Below are 17,868 nucleotides of genomic sequence, written 5' to 3' on the forward strand. Positions count from 1 at the left end.
CCGGCGGCATCTGACCCTGCTGCCGCAGCTGCGCGTCCGGCGCCACGCCGGTGCCCGCGCCCGGACACATGCCCGGGCGCGGACACCGGCGGCTACCGGGGTGCCCCGCAGGAGTCCCGGACGCGCAGCTGCGGCAGCAGGGTCAGATGCCGCCGGGGCGCGCCCGAGCCCTGGCCCAGCCGCTCGACCAGCAGTTCCGTCGCGTGGCGGCCGACCTCGCGCTTGGGCGGCGCCACCGCCGTGAGCGGGGTGTCCGCGAGCGCCGCCACCTCGTCGTCGTAGGCGATCAGCGCCAGGTCCTCCGGCACCCGCACGCCCAGCTCGGCCAGGCGCTGCACCACCTGGATCGCGTCCACGTCGTTGTGGATCAGCGCCGCCGTGGCCACTCCCGAGCGCACCGCCTCGCGCAGCGCCCGCACGGCCTCCTCGAAGGCCTCCGGGGCGAGTTCGGCCGGTACGGAGTCGATCACGTCCTGCGGCGCGCGCAGCCCGAGCACGGCGAGGGCCTCCTCGTACCCGGACCGCACCGCGACGGCGGTCGGGGAGTCGGCGCGGGCCATCAGCAGCGGCGCCCCGTGCCCGAGGCCCACCAGGTGGCGCACCGCGAGCAGGACGCCGTGCGCGTGGTCCGAGCAGACCCGGTCCAGGCCGTCCAGCGGGGAACCGGGAGCGGGGCGCCGCTCCAGCAGGACGGTCGGCACGGGCAGTGAGGCGATCCAGTCGCCGAACGCGGCGGGGTCGCCCGGGTGCTGCCACCCGGGCGCGACCAGCAGTCCCTCGGCGCCTGCCGAGAGCAGGCCCTCCGTGCGGGCGTGGTCCTCCTGCGGCCGGTAGTCGGAGATCCTCAGCACGAGCCGGGCCCCGGCCCTGGCCGCGGCCTCGTGGGCACCGCGGATGACCTCGGCGAAGTAGTAGGTGGACGAGGGCGCGAGCATGCCGATGACCGGGCCGCCGCCGCCCGCGCCGCCCGGTCCGGAGGCGGCGGAGGCGGGCTCGGCGTCCCGCGGCCAGGACACCGAGCCGTGCACCCGGTCGAGCAGGCCGCGGCCGGCCAGCTCCTCCACGTCCCGGCGGGCGGTGACGGGCGAGACCCCCAGCTGCGAGGCCAGGTCCGAGACCCGGGCCGAACCCCGTTCCCGTACCAGTCCGAGCAGGCGGTCATGACGTTCAGCAGCACTTTCGCGCACGGCAGCAGTCCCCTCGCAGTGTGTGGCCCGGCCCCTGGTCCGGCCGGTGCCGGGGCCGTAGTCCGACCCTAGACCAACGTGATCGAACGATGGGAGTTTCGATCATTCAAACGCGATCCATTGACGTTCGATCAATCCGAGTCCAGGATTCCGGCGGTGCGGACTCGTCCCGTCCCGAACCCGACTGTTTGTACGGAGGAATTGTGAGACATCGCGTCACCGCAACGGCGCTCGCGGCGCTTACGGTCGCCGGCGGTCTGACCGTCGTGGGTCAGACCGCCGCGCAGGCGGCGCCCACCGGCCGTACCTTCCACGTCGACTGCGCCGCCGACCAGGCGGGCGCCACCGGCAGCAGACAGCACCCCTGGACCTCGCTCGCCGAGGCCAACGCGCAGACCTACGGGCCGGGCGACCGGCTGCTCTTCAAGCGCGGCACCACCTGCACCGGCACCCTCGCCCCCGAGGGCACCGGTTCCGCCCGCGCGCCGTTCACCATCGCCGACTACGGCGGGGGCCCGGCGCGGGCCAAGCTCGACGGGGCGGGCGCCCACGACGTCGTCCTGCTCGCCGACATGCAGTACGTGCACCTCAAGGCCCTGGAGATCGTCAACGCCGCCGACCCCGGCAGCGAGCGCAACGGGGTCCGGCTGCGCCTCACCGACTACGGTGTCGCCCGCGGCTTCGACATCTCCGGCCTCTACATCCACGACGTGCGCGGCGGTGATCACAAGACGATCTCCGGCTCCAGCGCGATCCACATCGCGGTCGAGGGCAGGACGAAGGCCAGCTGGTACGACGGCCTGAACATCGCGCACAACCGCATCGAGGACGTCGACCGCGAGGGCATCTACTTCAAGTCGACCTTCTCCAAGCGCGACCTGGTCGGCCAGCAGCAGGACCCGAACGTCTACCCGGGGGAGTGGACGCCCAGCACCCGGGTCCGCATCCACCACAACACGCTCAAGTCCCTGGCCGGCGACGGGATGAAGCTCGACACCACCAGCGGCGCCCGGGTCGACCACAACCGGGTGGACGGCTTCCAGCTCCGCTCGCCCTCCGCCAACGCGGGCATCTGGACCTTCAACACCGACGACACGACCGTCGAGTACAACGAGGTCTCGGGCGGCGGCAACACCCACGACGGGATGTCCTTCGACGCCGACGGCGCCTCGCAGAACACCGTCTTCCAGTACAACTACAGCCACGACAACAAGGGCGGCTTCCTGCTGATCTGCCCGTACAGCGGCGCCAAGACCATTGGCACGGTCGCCCGTTACAACGTCAGCCGCAACGACGGCGCCCGCCTCGTCCAGAACTGCTGGGGCCCGATCCTGGGCACCGAGATCTACAACAACACCTTCCACAACAAGGAGCAGATCCCCGGCTACCTCGTCCAGGACGACGCCGGCAGCCCCGCCACCACCCAGCACGAACTGTCCATCCGCAACAACGTCTTCGTGAGCGAGGGCACCGGCGGCTACGCCTTCAAGAACCCGACCCCCGGGCTCTCCTTCGACCACAACGCCTTCTACGGCATCGACATGACCCGCCCCGACCCCGGCGGCATCACGGCCGACCCGAAGCTCCTGGACGACTTCCGGCTCGGTGCGGGTTCGCCCGCCCTCGCCGCCGGAGCCGTCATCGAGAACAACGGCGGCAAGGACTACTTCGGCAACAGGCTGAAGCCCGGCGCCCCCAACATCGGCGCCTACTCGGGTCCCGGCGTGGAGTGACGGCCCGAAGGACGGCGGCCCGGTGGGTGAACGTTCACTGCGCGGCCGCTCGGTGGGTGAACACTCACGGAGCCGCCGTCCGGTGAGTGAACACTCGCTGTCCTGCGACCTGGTGGGTGAACACTCACTGCCCGGCAGCCCGGTGGGTGAACACCCGCTGAGCGGTCGCCCGGTGAGTGGGCGTTCGCCGGGCGGCGGCCCGGTGGGTGAAAACTCACGGAGCCGCCGCCCGCCCGGTAAGCAGCCGTTCGGTATCCGCCCGGCCGCCGGCCGAACTCTCACTGCGGACCGTACTTGCGGCCCGTCCTGGAGGTGACGCCCCCGAGCAGACCGCGCGGCGTCAGCTTCACGACCCCCATCAGCGCCTTGTACCGCGGGTCCGGGATCGAGAGGGACCGGCCGCGCGCCAGGTCGGCCAGGGCCGCCGCCACCAGCTTGTCCGCGTCGAGCCACATCCAGCCCGGGATGTTGCCGGTCCCCATCCCGGCCCGCTGGTGGAACTCCGTCCGCACGAATCCCGGGCACAGCGCCATCAGCCGTACGCCCGAACCGGCCAGGTCCTTCGCCGCGCCCTGGGTGAACTGCACGACCCACGCCTTGGACGCGCCGTACGTCCCGCGCGGCACGAACGCCGCCACCGAGGCCACGTTGACGACCCCGCCCCGCCCGCGCTCCCGCATCGCGGTCGCCGCCGCCGAGGTCAGCCGCAGCACCGCCTCGCAGTGCACCTTCAGCATCTTCAGCTCGTCGGCCATGGGCACGTCCAGGTACTGGCCCTTGTTGCCGAACCCGGCGTTGTTGACCAGCAGGTCGACCGGGTGGCGACGGTCCGTCAACCGTTCCTCGACCGCGGCGATCCCCTCGTCCTCGGACAGATCGGCCCGCAGCACCTCGGCCTCGATGCCGTGCCGGTCGTGCAGTTCGGTCGCCTGCTCGCGCAGTCGTTCGGTGTCGCGCGCCACCAGCACCAGGTTGTGCCCGTCGGCCGCGAGCCGCCGCGCGAAGGCGGCGCCGATCCCCGCGGTCGCGCCCGTAATCAGTGCAGTCGTCATACGCGGCACGTTAGTGCCCCGCGCGCACCCGGGTCCGACCCGCCCGCCACCCCTTCACCGCGGCAGGGCGCATGTCACGGAATCACGGGCACGGCCGCGGAGCTGGAGGTATGCGCGCGGAGTGCCGGATCCCGGACCGGCCCTGCGCCCGAGGGCCGCGTGCGCGCGCGGAGTGCCGGATCCCGGACCGGCCCGGCGTCCAAGGGCCGCGTGCGCGCGCGGAGTGCCGGGATCAGTCGGTGCTCGTGGACGCCGGTGGCCGGTCGCCGTACTTCTCCACGCGGTCCCGCGCGGCGCGCAGCGACTCGGGGTGCAGCGCGTCCCCGGCCGCGAGCAGTTCCGGCAGCAGGTCCCGGCGGGTCGTCATGGCCAGGAACTCCAGCTTCACGGTGACGTCGTGGTCCGGCCGGTGCACGATCTCGATCGGGTCCCCGGCCCGGATCTCACCCGGCTCGATCACCCGCAGGTAGGCGCCCGGGGCCGCCGCCGCGGTGAACCGCTTGACCCAGCGCTGCTCGCCGAGGTGACCGGCGAACGTCCGGCAGGGAATCCGGCCCGATGTCACCTCCAGCACCAGATCGGGGCCGATCCGCCAGCGTTCGCCGATCCTGGCGCCGCTCACGTCCACGCCGCCGGTCGTCAGGTTCTCGCCGAACACGCCGTTGGCCAGTGGACGCCCCAGCTCCCGCTCCCACGCGTCGAGCTCCTCGCGGGCGAAGGCGTACACCGCCTGGTCGGAGCCGCCGTGATGGCGCAGGTCGCACACCGCGTCCCCGGCCACGCCACTGCCGCCGGTCCCCTTCGGACCGGGGTCGGCGACCCGCACGGGGCCGTCGACGGGCCGCTTGTCGATGCCGGTCGTGCCACTGGGGGAGTCGGTGTGGGCGACGGCCTCCGGCCGTCCCGCGTTCACGCTCAGCAGCGTCATCGGTTCCATGGACGTCATACTGAGAACGCTAACCACCACATCTGAAAGATGCATGGCAATAATTCGCCCGCGCTCCAAGTTTCGCTTATCTTTCATGGGTGATCGAAGCCCGGCACCTCCGAGTCCTGCGCGCCGTGTCCACCACCGGTTCGTTCTCCGCCGCCGCCCGCGAACTGGGCTGCACCCAGCCGGCGGTCAGCCAGCAGATGAAGGCCCTGGAGGCATCCGTGGGCACCACCCTGCTGATCCGCACCGGACGCGAGATGCGCCTGACCCAGGCGGGTGAGGCCCTGGTCCGGCACGCCTCCGGCATCCTCGCCGGGCTCACCGCCGCGGAGGAGGAGGTCGCCGCCATCGCCGGGCTGCGGGCCGGCCGGGTCCGGCTGGTGTCGTTCCCCAGCGGCAGCTCCACCCTGGTCCCCGGCGCCCTGGCGGCACTGCGCGCGGCCCATCCGGGGACCCGGGTCTCCCTGGTCGAGGCCGAGCCGCCGCGCTCGGTCGAGATGCTGCGCGAGGGCGACTGCGACATCGCCCTGGCGTTCCGGTACGGCAGCTGCGGCGCCGAGTGGGAGGACCTGGTCGTGCGCCCGCTGCTCACCGACCGGCTGATCGGGCTGGTCCCCGAGGGGCACCGGCTGGCCGGGGAGGACGCGGTGGGCATCGCCGAGCTGGCCGACGAGTCGTGGATCGCGGGCTGTCCGCGCTGCCGTCGGCAGCTGGTCGAGGTGTGCGAGGAGTCGGGCTTCACGCCCCGGATCGACTTCGCCACCGACGACTACCCGGCGGTGGTCGGCCTGGTCGGTGCCGGGCTCGGCGTGGCCGTGCTGCCGGAACTGGCGATCGAGTCGGTACGCCCCAAGGGGGTGCGGACCGTGACGGTGGAACCGGCCGTCGAGCGCGAGATCGTCGCGCTGACCCTGCCCGACCTCGCGCAGGTCCCGGCGGTGGCGGCCACGCTGGACCGGCTGTCCCTGGCAGCTGCCCGCTGAGCGTCCCGGGAGGGCCCGGCTCACGGAGGCGGGGCGTCGGTCGTCCGGGACCGGCGGGTGTCCGAAATGGGCGGGTGTCCGGGACCGGCAGGTGTCCGAAGCGGGCGGGTGTCCGGGACCGGCGGATGCCCGAAGTCGGCGGGTGTCCGGAGCCGGCAACTGTCCGGAGCCGTCGGGTGTCCGGGGCGTGACGGTCGTCCCGGGGTGATGGCCGTCCCGGGCCGGACGGGCGTCCGGGATCGGCGGCCGTCCGGGGCGGTGGTCGTCGGGCACCGTGCGGCCGGTTGAAGTGCAGAAACGTTTCTCCGCTGGTTGTGCGGGGGCTGTGGTGGGGTCAGCCGTGCCCCGGGGCGGACGGCACGCCCGCCGCGATCAGCCGGCTGCGGGCCCGTCCCATGAGCTCCTCGCGCTCGTCCTCGGTCAGTCCGCCCCACACGCCGTAGGGCTCTCGTACGGCCAGGGCGTGCGCCGCGCACTCGGCGCGCACCGGGCAACGCATGCAGACCTCTTTCGCCGAGTTCTCGCGGGCGCTCCGGGCGGCTCCGCGCTCACCCTCCGGGTGGAAGAACAGCGAACTGTCGACCCCGCGGCAGGCCGCCAGCAGCTGCCAGTCCCACAGATCGGCGTTGGGTCCGGGAAGGCGGGAGAAATCTGCCATTGCTTGTCCCCTCGAAACCGTGCTGAGTCGGAAACGTCGAGTCGTCTGTCGTTGACCGTGCCCACGACCGTACAACTACGGTGTAAGCAGATGTAAATATGACTGATTGCGAATCTAGTCATAGACGCCAGCAAAAGGGAAGAAAACCCGCTAAATGGGGCATATCTTCATGTGAAGTTTCGGTTGACCGTTGGATGATCCGTGCCGTTCCCCTCTGTGTGCGGCCTCTCACGTAGAGTGCCGAACCCGCTTGTCCGACCCGTAACTCTTTCGAGTGACCGTCGTTGAGAGGGCGGAGGCGGTTGGCGGAAAAAGCGATCGGGCAGGTGTCCGAGAGTGTCAACCGCGCAGGTGACGACTTGTAACAGCCTGGAGGCACAAGGTGACGCGCATCAGCTGCGGAGGACGGTCATGACATCCGTTCTCGTCTGCGACGACTCCCCGCTCGCCCGAGAAGCGCTCCGACGCGCGGTCGCGACCGTGCCCGGCGTCGAGCGGGTGACGACGGCGGCCAATGGCGAGGAAGTCCTCCGCCGCTGGGGCGCCGACCGTTCGGATCTGATTCTGATGGACGTACGCATGCCCGGCCTGGGAGGTGTGGAGACGGTCCGGCGGCTGCTCTCCGCCGACCCCGGCGCCAGGATCATCATGCTGACCGTCGCCGAGGACCTGGACGGGGTCGCGCTCGCGGTCGCCGCCGGCGCCCGCGGCTATCTGCACAAGGACGCCTCCCGGGCGGAGCTGCGGGCCACCGTCACCCAGGCGCTGGCCGACCCGACGTGGCGGCTCGCCCCGCGCCGGCTGCGGTCGGCCGAGATGGGGGCGGCGCCGACGCTCACCGCGCGGGAGATCCAGGTGCTGGAAGGGATGAGCCACGGCCGTTCGAACGCCGAGATCGGCCGCGAGCTCTTCCTCTCCGAGGACACGGTGAAGACCCACGCCAGGCGTCTGTTCAAGAAGCTCGGGGCCTCGGACCGGGCGCACGCCGTCGCGCTCGGCTTCCGCTGGGGGCTGGTCCGCTGAGGGGCGGCCGGGTCCGGCGGCCGAGTGGTTCCCCGCCCGCACACCGGCGGGCGGGGCGACGCGGCCGACGTGCGCCCGGCGGCTTCCGTGCCGTCCGCGGCGCCCGCCGGGCCGACGGTATGTGACGCTTCCCGGCCGATGCCGCATCCTTGAGACGTGGAGTTCCTCGGGGTGGAGTTCCTCGGGAACGATTCGGTCCAGCGGAAGGGGAGGGCGCAGGACATGACTTCCGGCGCACCCGCTCATAACGCTTCGGTGCACAACTCCGGACGCGGTGGCACGGATGGCGAGGCTCCGAGGCACCATGGTCCGATGCGCGACGACGAGACGACGGCGATCGGTGCCCTGGTGCACCGCGCCGTCGAGGGCGACGCGCAGGCCACTCACGATCTGCTGGCCCACGTCCACCCCCTCGCCCTGCGCTACTGCAGGTCGCGGCTGAACCGGCTGCCCGGTGACGCCCGCCACTTCGTGGAGGACCTGGCGCAGGAGGTCTGCGTCGCGGTGCTGATGGCGCTGCCGCGCTACAAGGACACCGGCAGGCCCTTCGAGGCGTTCGTCTTCGCCATCGCGGGGCACAAGGTCGCCGATCTCCAGCGCGCCGCCATGCGGCACCCGGGATCGACCGCCGTGCCCTCGGACGAGATGCCCGAGCGGCCCGACGACTCGCTCGGCCCCGAGGAGCGGGCCCTGCTCAGCAGCGATGCCGCCTGGGCGAAGAAGCTTCTCGCCAACCTCCCGGACAACCAGCGCGAGCTGCTCGTCCTCCGGGTCGCCGTGGGGCTGACGGCGGAGGAGACCGGGCAGATGCTGGGTATGTCCCCGGGGGCGGTCCGGGTCGCCCAGCACCGGGCGCTGAGCCGGCTGAGGGCCCTCGCGGAACAGTGAGACCGGGCCCGGCGAAGCTCCCGACCGGGTTCCGGCGAAGCTCCCGACCGGGCCCGCGAATCCTTTGCCGGGCCTTGACGAGGCTTCCGTACCGGCCCCCGCGAAGCCTTCGTGCCGGCCCTCATCGGCCTGTGCGAAGCCACAGAACCTCCAGGTGATCTTGTTCGTGGAATGAGACACCCCCGAAGGCCGTTAGCATGGACATCCGCACCGATCAAGGCCATTTGGGGAAGGTGTCATGACTGCAAACGTCGACGGAGTGCCCGAGAAATTCGCGACGCTCGGGCTGACATACGACGACGTGCTGCTGCTGCCCGGCGCGTCCGACATGGCGCCCGACCAGATCGACACCTCCTCGTACATCTCCAAGAACGTGCGGGTGAACATCCCGCTGCTCTCCGCCGCGATGGACAAGGTCACCGAGGCCCGCATGGCGATCGCCATGGCCCGGCAGGGCGGCGTCGGTGTGCTGCACCGCAACCTCTCCATCGCCGACCAGGCCAACCAGGTCGACCTGGTGAAGCGCTCCGAGTCCGGCATGGTCACCGACCCGATCACGGTGCACCCGGACGCGACGCTGCGCGAGGCCGACGAGCTGTGCGCCAAGTTCCGCATCAGCGGTGTCCCGGTCACCGACGCCGCGGGCAAGCTGCTCGGCATCGTCACCAACCGCGACATGGCCTTCGAGTCGGACCGCACGCGCCAGGTGCGCGAGGTCATGACGCCGATGCCGCTGGTCACCGGCAAGGTCGGCATCTCCGGCGTGGACGCCATGGAGCTGCTGCGCCGCCACAAGATCGAGAAGCTCCCGCTGGTCGACGATTCCGGGGTCCTCAAGGGCCTCATCACCGTCAAGGACTTCGTCAAGGCCGAGAAGTACCCGAACGCCGCCAAGGACAAGGAAGGCCGGCTGCTGGTCGGTGCCGCCGTCGGCGTCGCCGGTGACGCCTTCGAGCGGGCCCAGGCGCTCGTCGAGGCCGGTGTCGACTTCATCGTCGTGGACACCGCCCACGGCCACTCCCGGCTGGTCGGCGACATGGTCGCCAAGATCAAGTCGAACGCGTCCGGCGTCGACGTCATCGGTGGCAACATCGCCACCCGGGACGGCGCGCAGTCGCTGATCGACGCGGGTGTCGACGGCATCAAGGTCGGCGTCGGCCCCGGCTCCATCTGCACCACCCGCGTCGTCGCCGGCATCGGCGTCCCGCAGGTCACCGCGATCTACGAGGCGTCGCTCGCCGCCAAGGCGGCCGGTGTCCCGGTCATCGGCGACGGCGGCCTGCAGTACTCCGGCGACATCGCCAAGGCCCTGGTGGCCGGTGCGGACACCGTGATGCTCGGCTCGCTGCTCGCGGGCTGCGAGGAGTCCCCGGGCGAGCTGATGTTCATCAACGGCAAGCAGTTCAAGTCCTACCGGGGCATGGGCTCGCTCGGCGCGATGCAGAGCCGCGGCGACCGCAAGTCCTTCTCCAAGGACCGCTACTTCCAGGAGGGCGTGGCCTCCGACGAGAAGCTGGTCCCCGAGGGCATCGAGGGCCAGGTCCCCTACCGCGGCCCGCTCTCCGCGGTCGTCCACCAGCTCACCGGCGGTCTGCGCCAGTCGATGTTCTACGTCGGCGGACGCACCGTTCCCGAGCTCCAGGAGAACGGCCGGTTCGTCCGGATCACCTCGGCGGGTCTCAAGGAGAGCCACCCGCACGACATCCAGATGACGGTCGAGGCGCCGAACTACAGCAGGAAGTGACGCGGCCACACGCCTGAGGGGCGGCCCCGGGGGTTCCCGGGACCGCCCCTCAGGCGTGTGTCGGGGATACTGGACAGCGCAGACATAGAGGGAAAGGCCACACCATCGTGACTGAGATCGAGATCGGGCGCGGCAAGCGCGGCCGCCGGGCGTACGCATTCGACGACATCGCCGTCGTACCGAGCCGTCGCACCCGCGACCCGAAGGAGGTCTCGATCGCCTGGCAGATCGACGCCTACCGGTTCGAGCTGCCGTTCCTGGCCGCCCCCATGGACTCGGTGGTCTCCCCGCAGACCGCGATCCGCATCGGCGAGCTCGGTGGCCTCGGCGTCCTCAACCTGGAAGGGCTGTGGACCCGGCACGCCGACCCGCAGCCGCTGCTCGACGAGATCGCGGAGATGCCCGTCGAGTCGGCGACCCGCCGCCTCCAGGAGATCTACTCCGCCCCGATCCAGGAGGAGCTGATCGGGCAGCGCATCAAGGAGGTGCGCGACTCCGGCGTCGTCACCGCCGCCGCGCTCTCCCCGCAGCGCACCGCCCAGTTCTCCAAGGCCGTCGTCGACGCGGGCGTGGACATCTTCGTCATCCGCGGCACGACGGTCTCCGCCGAGCACGTCTCCGGCGCGGCCGAGCCGCTGAACCTCAAGCAGTTCATCTACGAGCTGGACGTCCCGGTGATCGTCGGCGGCTGCGCCACGTACACCGCCGCCCTGCACCTGATGCGCACCGGCGCGGCCGGTGTCCTCGTCGGCTTCGGCGGCGGTGCCGCGCACACCACGCGCAACGTCTTCGGCATCCAGGTCCCGATGGCGACCGCGGTCGCCGACGTGGCCGGGGCCCGCCGGGACTACATGGACGAGTCCGGCGGCCGGTACGTGCACGTGATCGCGGACGGCGGCGTCGGCTGGTCCGGCGACCTGCCGAAGGCCATCGCCTGCGGTGCGGACGCCGTGATGATGGGCTCCCCGCTGGCCCGCGCCACCGACGCGCCGGGCCGCGGCCGGCACTGGGGCATGGAGGCCGTCCACGAGGACGTACCGCGCGGCAAGCTGGTGGACCTGGGCTCCGTCGGCACCACCGAGGAGGTCCTGACAGGCCCCTCGCACACCCCCGACGGCTCGATGAACATCTTCGGCGCGCTGCGCCGGGCGATGGCGACGACGGGGTACAGCGACCTCAAGGAGTTCCAGCGCGTCGAGGTGACGGTGGCGGACTCGCAGCACAGCCGCTGAGCACCGCCCCGCACGGGACGTACGGGACGCACAGGGCGTACGGGACGTACGGAAGAACGGGCGAGGGCCCCGCACACCGCGATCGCGGTGTGCGGGGCCCTCGCCCGTGTCCGGTGGATCCGCCCGGTGCGGGACCGGGCCGGGGTTACGCGGCCTTCTTGGCGCCACCGAAGGCGGCGACGGCACCGAGCAGCAGGAAGATGTACGCCTTGAAGTCCGCCGCCTCGCTCCACGCCTTCGTCAGCACGTCGAAGTTGTCGAAGAACAGCGTGGCCGCGGACTGCTGGGCCAGGTCGGACAGGATGATCGAGACGCCGATGAGCTGGCCGAGGTAGACGGCGCCCACCGACAGGACGGCGCTGACCACGGGCAGGATCGGGTTGCGGCCGCCGACCTTGCTCGCCGCGAAGCCGATCAGGAAGCCGACACCGATGGCGATGTAGCCGATCTCGCGCTCGATCGCACCGGCGATGACGCCGTACAGGAAGGCCGCGACCAGCGCCGTGACCAGCGCCGTCAGCAGACCGAGGCCCACCTTGTCGCGCACCGGGGCCGGAGGGGCGAACGGCGCGCCGCCGAACGGCACGCCGGGCTGGCCGGGCTGCTGGCCCCCGAACGGGTTGCCACCCGGCTGCTGGCCCCCGTACGGGTTGTCACCCGGCTGCTGGCCCCCGTACGGGTTGCCGCCGGGCTGGGCGTTGTACGGCTGCTGCGGCTGGTTCGGCGGCGGCACGGGCTGGCTCATGAAGGAATCCCCCTGGGACGGAAGCGCACGATTGTGCGAGAAGTGACGCCGCAGGCTAGCAGCCGTCTGTGACATCGCCCACCGGAATCTTCCGCGAAACCCTCCTCACAGCCGATGCGCGGCCCCCGCCGGGGTGGCCCCACGGGTGTCCAGGAGGAGCTGTGCCTTCACCGCGAGGCCCTGGAGGTCGTAGGTCCGGTGGTGCTGGAGCAGCACCGTGAGGTCGGCGCTCGACGCGGCCTCGTACAGCGAGTCGGCACGGGGAACGGGCAGCTCGCGCACCCGCCAGTCCAGGACGTGCGGGTCGTGGTAGCCGATCTGCGCCCCCATGTCCATCAGCCGGCCCGCGATCTCCCGGGCGGGGGACGCCTCCTGGTCGGCGAGGTCGGGCTTGTAGGTGACGCCGAGCAGCAGCACCCGGGCGCCGCGGACGGACTTCCCGTGCTCGTTCAGCAGGGTGGCGCACCGCTGGATCACGTACTGCGGCATCCGGTCGTTGATCTCCTGGGCGAGCGAGACCATGCGCAGCGGGTGGCCGGGGGTGCGGCTGCGGTACGGGAGGCAGCCCGGGTCGACGGGGGCGCCGTGGCCGCCGACGCCGGGGCCGGGCCGGAACGGCTGGAAGCCGAAGGGCTTGGTCTCGGCGCACCGGATGACGTCCCAGAAGTCGACGCCGAGGTCGTGGCAGAGCACCGCCATCTCGTTGACCAGGGCGATGTTGACGTGCCGGAAGTTGGTCTCCAGGACCTTCGTCATCTCGGCCTCGCGCGTGCCGCGGGCCCGTACGACCTTGTCGGTGAGCCGGCCGTAGAAGGCGGCGGCGGATTCGGTGCAGGCGGGGGTGAGGCCGCCGATGACCTTGGGGGTGTTGGCGTAGCCGTGGGTCCGGTTGCCGGGGTCGAGGCGGCCGGGGGAGCAGGCGAGGTGGAAGTCGCGGCCGGCGCGCAGCCCGGACCCGGCTTCGAGCAGCGGCAGCACGTGGTTCTCGGTGGTGCCGGGCGGCACGGCCGACTCCAGCAGGACGGTGGTGTGCGGGCGCAGCCGGGCGGCGAGCGCGCGGGCCGCGTCGCCGACGGCGGTGAGATCGAGGTTGCGGTCGGCGCCGAGCGGGGTGGGCGCGCAGATCACGGCGGTGCGGACGCGGCCCAGTTCGGCCGGGTCGGTGGTGGGGCGGAACCCGCCGGAGAGCATCCGGCGGATCTCCGAGGCGGTGAGCGACCCCTCGACGGGGGTGCGGCCCGCGGAGAGCTCCGTGCAGGCGCGTGGGTCGGTGTCGTAGCCGACGGTCTCGATGCCGGCGGACACGGCGGCTTGGGCGAGGGGCAGGCCGAGGTGGCCGAGGCCGATGACGGCGAGGTCTGCGGGCATGTGGAGGGCCGTCCTTCCCGATCGGTCCAGGACCATGAAGGCAGAAAGCGCAACTGCTGGGACAGCGCAATGTCACACTAGGGTTAAATATGACCTATATGTCGCATTGCGGGGCTCCCGTCGTCCTGGTGTTGTCCACAGGCGGTGGCCGAAGTCGTGGACGGCGGACAGAATCGAGAGGTGGGCACGGGCCGTCCGGCTTTCACGTCGGGTCGCGCTCCGGTGCCGGACCACCCCGATCCATCCGGGAGGCAGCGGTGAGGACAGCGACACTGGGACCCGCGGAACGCGCCGAGGCGCTGGCCGCGATGGCCGAGCGCGAACTGGACGTGCTGGTCGTGGGAGCGGGCGTGGTCGGCGCCGGTACGGCGCTGGACGCGGTGACGAGAGGGCTCTCGACCGGCCTGGTCGAGGCCCGGGACTGGGCGTCGGGCACATCGAGCAGGTCGAGCAAGCTGATCCACGGCGGGCTGCGCTATCTGGAGATGCTCGACTTCGCGCTCGTGCGGGAGGCGCTGAAGGAGCGCGGGCTGCTCCTCCAGCGGCTGGCCCCGCACCTGGTGAAGCCGGTGCCCTTCCTCTACCCCCTGCAGCACAAGGGCTGGGAGCGGTTCTACGCCGGCTCCGGGGTCGCGCTCTACGACGCGATGTCGGTGTCCTCGGGCCACGGCAGGGGGCTGCCCGTGCACCGGCACCTCTCCCGCCACCAAGCCCTGCGCGTCGCCCCGGCGCTGCGGAAGGACGCCCTGGTCGGGGCGTTGCAGTACTACGACGCGCAGATGGACGACGCCCGCTACGTGGCGACACTGGTGCGCACCGCCTCCGGTTACGGCGCGCACGTGGCCAACCGGGCGCGGGTGATCGGCTTCCTGCGGGAGGGCGAACGGGTCGTCGGCGCCCGCGTCGAGGACGTCGAGACGGGCCGGGAGTACGAGGTCAGGGCCAAGCAGGTGGTCAACGCGACCGGGGTGTGGACGGACGACACCCAGGCGCTGATCGGGGAGCGCGGCCAGTTCCACGTACGGGCGTCCAAGGGCATCCACCTGGTCGTCCCCAAGGACCGCATCCACTCCACGACCGGGCTGATCCTGCGGACCGAGAAGTCCGTCCTCTTCGTCATCCCGTGGGGCCGGCACTGGATCATCGGGACCACGGACACCGACTGGGACCTGGACAAGGCGCACCCGGCGGCGTCCAGCGCCGACATCGACTATCTGCTCGAACACGTCAACTCGGTCCTGGCCACGCCCCTGACCAGGGACGACGTCGAGGGCGTCTACGCCGGCCTGCGGCCGCTGCTGGCCGGGGAATCCGACGCCACCAGCAAGCTCTCGCGCGAGCACACGGTGGCGCATCCGCTGCCGGGCCTCGTGGTCGTGGCGGGCGGCAAGTACACGACGTACCGGGTGATGGCGAAGGACGCGGTGGACGAGGCGGTGCACGGCCTCGACCAGCGGGTGGCGGCCTGCGTCACCGAGGACGTCCCGCTGCTGGGGGCCGAGGGGTACCGGGCGCTGTGGAACGCCCGCGCGAGGATCGCGGCCAGGACCGGCCTGCACGTCGCCCGGGTCGAGCACCTGCTCAACCGCTACGGCTCCATGACCGAGGAGATCCTCGAACTCGTCGTCGGCGATCCGGCGCTGGGCGAGCCGCTGCCCGCGGCCGACGACTACCTGAAGGCCGAGATCGTCTACGCGGCCTCGCACGAGGGCGCGCGTCACCTCGACGACGTACTGACCCGTCGCACCCGGATCTCCATAGAGACCTTCGACCGGGGCACGCGCAGCGCCAGGATCTGCGCGGAGCTGATGGCACCGGTGCTGGGCTGGGACGAGGGGCAGGTCGACCGGGAGGTCGAGCACTACGAGAAGCGGGTGCAGGCGGAACGGGAGTCGCAGCGGCAGCCGGACGACCTCACGGCCGACGCGGCGCGGCTGGGGGCCCCGGACATCGTGCCGATCTAGGCGGCCCCGCCGGGGCTGCCGTCGCGCGGCCGTGTGCGCCGGCAGGGGACGGCGCACACGGCTCGGGAAAAGGGACGGCGGCTCAGGAGGGAGAGGGAGCGGGGGCGGCCGGGGTGCAGAACTCCGCGTCGAGCAGTGCCTGTTCGAGGGAGTCCCCGTCGGTCAGGGTGTCCGTGTCGGTGCGGTACGTCAGGGTGTGCCGCCCGTCGCGGGTGGCGGCGGTACGGACGTAACTGCCCGCTATGCGGCCGCTGTGGCCCCAGACGGTGATGCCGCAGGACAGCTTCAGCGGATGGATGCCCAGGCCGTAGGCGCCGTGCGTGGCCTCCGTGTCCAGCATGGCCGTCAGCTGGGCCGGCGGGAGGAGGCGGCCGCCCAGCAGGGCCGACTGGAAACGGTCGAGGTCGCCGAGGGTGGAGATCAGCTCCCCGGCCGCGCCCGCCGCGCGCGGGTCGAGGACGGTGACGTCGCGGAGCGTGCCGTCGGCCGGGTCGCGGGTGTAGCCGCGGCCGTGCGGGGCGGGCAGGTGGGTGCGGGCGCCCGGGAGGGAGGTGCCGGTGAGACGGAGGGGGTTGATGATGCGGTCGCGGATCTCGGTGGCGTAGCTGTGGCCGGTGACCCGTTGAACGACGAGTCCGAGTACGGCGTAATTGGTGTTGGAGTAGGCGTAGTGGCCGGGGGCGCCCGTCGGGCGGTGGGCCAGGGCGACCCGGATCGCGTCGGCGGGGGAGACGGGATGGGCGGACGCGTCGGCGGTGTAGTCGTACAGGCCGCTGGTGTGGTTGAGCAGGGCGCGCAGGGTGATGCGGCGGCCGTCGTTGCCGTGACCCCCGATCAGTCCGGGCAGCAGCCGGTCGACGGTGTCGGACAGGCGCAGCCGTCGTTCCCCGGCGAGTTGGAGCACGACCGTGGCGACGAAGGTCTTGGTGACGCTGCCCGCCCGGAACCGGTCCGCCTGTCGGATGCCCGGCCCCGTCGAACGGTAGGTGTCGTACGGTGCGGAGGAGACCCGACGGGCCAGCAGCGCCGCCGTGGGGGTGCCTCCCCGGGCGACGAGCCGCGGAAGGTGGGTGGCTGCGGGGGCGAGGTGTGGTTCGCTGGGCGGGGTCGCTGTTCCCAGAGCGAACAGCACCAGCACCAACGGGGTGACGAACAGTGCCCTGGGCATCGGCATGGCGGGGAAACCCTTTCTCCGGGCACATCATGACGGGCCCGTGGACCCGGCACCACGACCGGTGCCGGGGTGAGGGACAATGAACGCTCTGCCAGGGCGGGTTGATCGCAGAGGGGACGCATGTCGGAGGCGGAGCAGGCACGGGAGCCCCAACGGGACACGGACGGACGTCTCCTCGCGGGTCGGTACCGGCTCGGGGAGGTGCTCGGCCGGGGCGGTATGGGCACGGTCTGGCGTGCCGCCGACGAGACGCTGGGGCGCACGGTCGCGGTCAAGGAACTGAGGTTCCCCTCGGCCATCGACGAGGACGAGAAGCGCCGGCTCATCACGCGCACCCTGCGCGAGGCGAAGGCGATCGCCAGGATCCGCAACAACGGCGCCGTGACGGTCTACGACGTGGTCGACGAGGACGACCGGCCGTGGATCGTGATGGAGCTCATCGAGGGCAAGTCCCTCGCCGAGGCCATCCGCGAGGACGGGGTCCTGACGCCGAAGCGGGCGGCCGAGGTCGGCCTCGCGATACTCGACGTGCTCAGATCGGCGCACCGCGAGGGCATCCTGCACCGTGACGTGAAGCCGTCCAACGTGCTGATCGCCGAGGACGGCCGGGTCGTGCTGACCGACTTCGGCATCGCCCAGGTCGAGGGCGACCCGTCGGTCACCTCGACGGGCATGCTCGTCGGCGCGCCCTCGTACATCTCCCCGGAGCGCGCCCGCGGGCACAAGCCGGGCCCGCCCGCCGACCTGTGGTCGCTCGGCGGCCTGCTGTACGCCAGCGTCGAGGGCACCCCGCCGTACGACAAGGGGTCGGCGATCGCCACCCTGACCGCGGTGATGACCGAGCCGCTCGACCCGCCGAAGAACGCCGGTCCGCTGAAGGACGTCATCTACGGCCTCCTCGCCAAGGACCCCGAGCAGCGGCTCGACGACGCGGGCGCCCGCACCCTGCTCAACGACGTGATCCACGCTCCCGAGAAGCCGGAGCCGGTGGTGGTTCCGCCCGCCGAGGCCACCCAGGTCATGGCCCTGCCCAAGGCGCCGGACGAGCCCCGCCCCAAGGCGGCGTCGAAGTCCGCGGAGCAGGGCGAGGGCGCGCGGGACCGGCTGCGGGGCGCGCTGCGTTCCGTGCGCAACGCGAAGGCGACCCCGGTCGCCGCCGCCGGTACGGCCGCTGCCGCCACCC

General features: G+C 71.9%; 15 protein-coding genes. 8 read left to right on the top strand and 7 right to left on the bottom strand.

Going from position 1 to position 17,868, the window contains the following annotated elements:
• Window positions 1–92: 92 nt before the first annotated feature.
• A complete protein-coding gene (locus tag EAO76_RS28285; protein ID WP_148838748.1) occupies window positions 93–1,187 on the bottom strand; it encodes a substrate-binding domain-containing protein in 1,095 nt (364 codons plus the stop codon).
• A gap of 203 nt (window positions 1,188–1,390) precedes the next feature.
• On the opposite strand from EAO76_RS28285, the gene EAO76_RS28290 reads away from it, so the two are divergent.
• Entirely contained in the window at window positions 1,391–2,920 is a 1,530-nt protein-coding gene (locus EAO76_RS28290) for a right-handed parallel beta-helix repeat-containing protein (RefSeq protein WP_148838749.1), read from the top strand.
• Window positions 2,921–3,198: 278 nt separating this feature from the next.
• On the opposite strand, the gene EAO76_RS28295 is transcribed toward EAO76_RS28290, so the two are convergent.
• Together EAO76_RS28295 and EAO76_RS28300 are read right to left on the bottom strand one after the other, a co-directional pair.
• Window positions 3,199–3,972 carry an SDR family oxidoreductase gene (locus EAO76_RS28295; protein WP_148838750.1) on the bottom strand — a complete coding sequence of 258 codons (774 nt, stop codon included), beginning with the start codon at window positions 3,970–3,972 and terminating at the stop codon, window positions 3,199–3,201.
• Window positions 3,973–4,204: 232 nt separating this feature from the next.
• Window positions 4,205–4,900, bottom strand: coding sequence for an MOSC domain-containing protein (locus EAO76_RS28300; RefSeq protein WP_148840351.1), 696 nt, complete (start codon window positions 4,898–4,900; stop codon window positions 4,205–4,207).
• A gap of 98 nt (window positions 4,901–4,998) precedes the next feature.
• On the opposite strand from EAO76_RS28300, the gene EAO76_RS28305 reads away from it, so the two are divergent.
• Window positions 4,999–5,889 carry a LysR family transcriptional regulator gene (locus EAO76_RS28305; RefSeq protein WP_148838751.1) on the top strand — a complete coding sequence of 297 codons (891 nt, stop codon included), beginning with the start codon at window positions 4,999–5,001 and terminating at the stop codon, window positions 5,887–5,889.
• Window positions 5,890–6,223: 334 nt separating this feature from the next.
• Here the strand turns inward: EAO76_RS28305 and EAO76_RS28310 are convergent, their stop codons facing one another.
• Window positions 6,224–6,547 (bottom strand): WhiB family transcriptional regulator, encoded by a 324-nt coding sequence (locus EAO76_RS28310; RefSeq protein ID WP_148838752.1) that lies wholly within the window; start codon window positions 6,545–6,547, stop codon window positions 6,224–6,226.
• Between the two features lie 411 nt (window positions 6,548–6,958).
• Between EAO76_RS28310 and EAO76_RS28315 the strand changes: the two genes are divergently transcribed.
• From EAO76_RS28315 to EAO76_RS28330, 4 genes are all read left to right on the top strand, one after another.
• Window positions 6,959–7,570 carry a response regulator transcription factor gene (locus EAO76_RS28315; protein ID WP_003948568.1) on the top strand — a complete coding sequence of 204 codons (612 nt, stop codon included), beginning with the start codon at window positions 6,959–6,961 and terminating at the stop codon, window positions 7,568–7,570.
• A 312-nt stretch (window positions 7,571–7,882) separates the two neighbouring features.
• Complete coding sequence (locus EAO76_RS28320) at window positions 7,883–8,458, top strand: sigma-70 family RNA polymerase sigma factor (RefSeq protein WP_148838753.1); 576 nt, start codon at window positions 7,883–7,885, stop codon at window positions 8,456–8,458.
• A gap of 238 nt (window positions 8,459–8,696) precedes the next feature.
• Entirely contained in the window at window positions 8,697–10,202 is a 1,506-nt protein-coding gene (gene guaB / locus EAO76_RS28325; RefSeq protein WP_148838754.1) for an IMP dehydrogenase, read from the top strand.
• 107 nt (window positions 10,203–10,309) lie between these two features.
• Window positions 10,310–11,434 carry a GuaB3 family IMP dehydrogenase-related protein gene (locus tag EAO76_RS28330; RefSeq protein ID WP_148838755.1) on the top strand — a complete coding sequence of 375 codons (1,125 nt, stop codon included), beginning with the start codon at window positions 10,310–10,312 and terminating at the stop codon, window positions 11,432–11,434.
• Window positions 11,435–11,579: 145 nt separating this feature from the next.
• On the opposite strand, the gene EAO76_RS28335 is transcribed toward EAO76_RS28330, so the two are convergent.
• Together EAO76_RS28335 and EAO76_RS28340 are read right to left on the bottom strand one after the other, a co-directional pair.
• Window positions 11,580–12,179 carry a proline-rich domain-containing protein gene (locus EAO76_RS28335; protein ID WP_148838756.1) on the bottom strand — a complete coding sequence of 200 codons (600 nt, stop codon included), beginning with the start codon at window positions 12,177–12,179 and terminating at the stop codon, window positions 11,580–11,582.
• 105 nt (window positions 12,180–12,284) lie between these two features.
• Window positions 12,285–13,547: a nucleotide sugar dehydrogenase gene (locus tag EAO76_RS28340; protein ID WP_148838757.1), complete on the bottom strand. Its 1,263-nt coding sequence runs from the start codon at window positions 13,545–13,547 to the stop codon at window positions 12,285–12,287.
• A 257-nt stretch (window positions 13,548–13,804) separates the two neighbouring features.
• On the opposite strand from EAO76_RS28340, the gene EAO76_RS28345 reads away from it, so the two are divergent.
• On the top strand, window positions 13,805–15,511 hold the full coding sequence (locus EAO76_RS28345; RefSeq protein WP_148838758.1) for a glycerol-3-phosphate dehydrogenase/oxidase: 1,707 nt from the start codon (window positions 13,805–13,807) through the stop codon (window positions 15,509–15,511).
• A gap of 82 nt (window positions 15,512–15,593) precedes the next feature.
• On the opposite strand, the gene EAO76_RS28350 is transcribed toward EAO76_RS28345, so the two are convergent.
• Window positions 15,594–16,685 carry a serine hydrolase domain-containing protein gene (locus EAO76_RS28350; protein WP_187438822.1) on the bottom strand — a complete coding sequence of 364 codons (1,092 nt, stop codon included), beginning with the start codon at window positions 16,683–16,685 and terminating at the stop codon, window positions 15,594–15,596.
• A 120-nt stretch (window positions 16,686–16,805) separates the two neighbouring features.
• Here EAO76_RS28350 and EAO76_RS28355 point away from each other — a divergent pair.
• Window positions 16,806–17,868, top strand: a 1,063-nt coding sequence (locus EAO76_RS28355) for a serine/threonine-protein kinase (protein WP_148840353.1), incomplete at its 3' end; no start/stop codon positions are given.

This window comes from Streptomyces sp. sk2.1 (genome assembly GCF_008120935.1).
Taxonomy (GTDB): Bacteria; Actinomycetota; Actinomycetes; order Streptomycetales; family Streptomycetaceae; genus Streptomyces.

Bases quoted from the DNA above. Each gene is read 5' to 3' on its own strand.
- EAO76_RS28295 (WP_148838750.1), bottom strand. From the start codon at position 3,972: ATGACGACTGCACTGATTACGGGCGCGACCGCGGGGATCGGCGCCGCC.
- EAO76_RS28300 (WP_148840351.1), bottom strand. From the start codon at position 4,900: ATGACGCTGCTGAGCGTGAACGCGGGACGGCCGGAGGCCGTCGCCCAC.
- EAO76_RS28310 (WP_148838752.1), bottom strand. From the start codon at position 6,547: ATGGCAGATTTCTCCCGCCTTCCCGGACCCAACGCCGATCTGTGGGAC.
- EAO76_RS28315 (WP_003948568.1), top strand. From the start codon at position 6,959: ATGACATCCGTTCTCGTCTGCGACGACTCCCCGCTCGCCCGAGAAGCG.
- EAO76_RS28320 (WP_148838753.1), top strand. From the start codon at position 7,883: ATGCGCGACGACGAGACGACGGCGATCGGTGCCCTGGTGCACCGCGCC.
- guaB (WP_148838754.1), top strand. From the start codon at position 8,697: ATGACTGCAAACGTCGACGGAGTGCCCGAGAAATTCGCGACGCTCGGG.
- EAO76_RS28335 (WP_148838756.1), bottom strand. From the start codon at position 12,179: ATGAGCCAGCCCGTGCCGCCGCCGAACCAGCCGCAGCAGCCGTACAAC.
- EAO76_RS28340 (WP_148838757.1), bottom strand. From the start codon at position 13,547: ATGCCCGCAGACCTCGCCGTCATCGGCCTCGGCCACCTCGGCCTGCCC.
- EAO76_RS28350 (WP_187438822.1), bottom strand. From the start codon at position 16,685: ATGCCGATGCCCAGGGCACTGTTCGTCACCCCGTTGGTGCTGGTGCTG.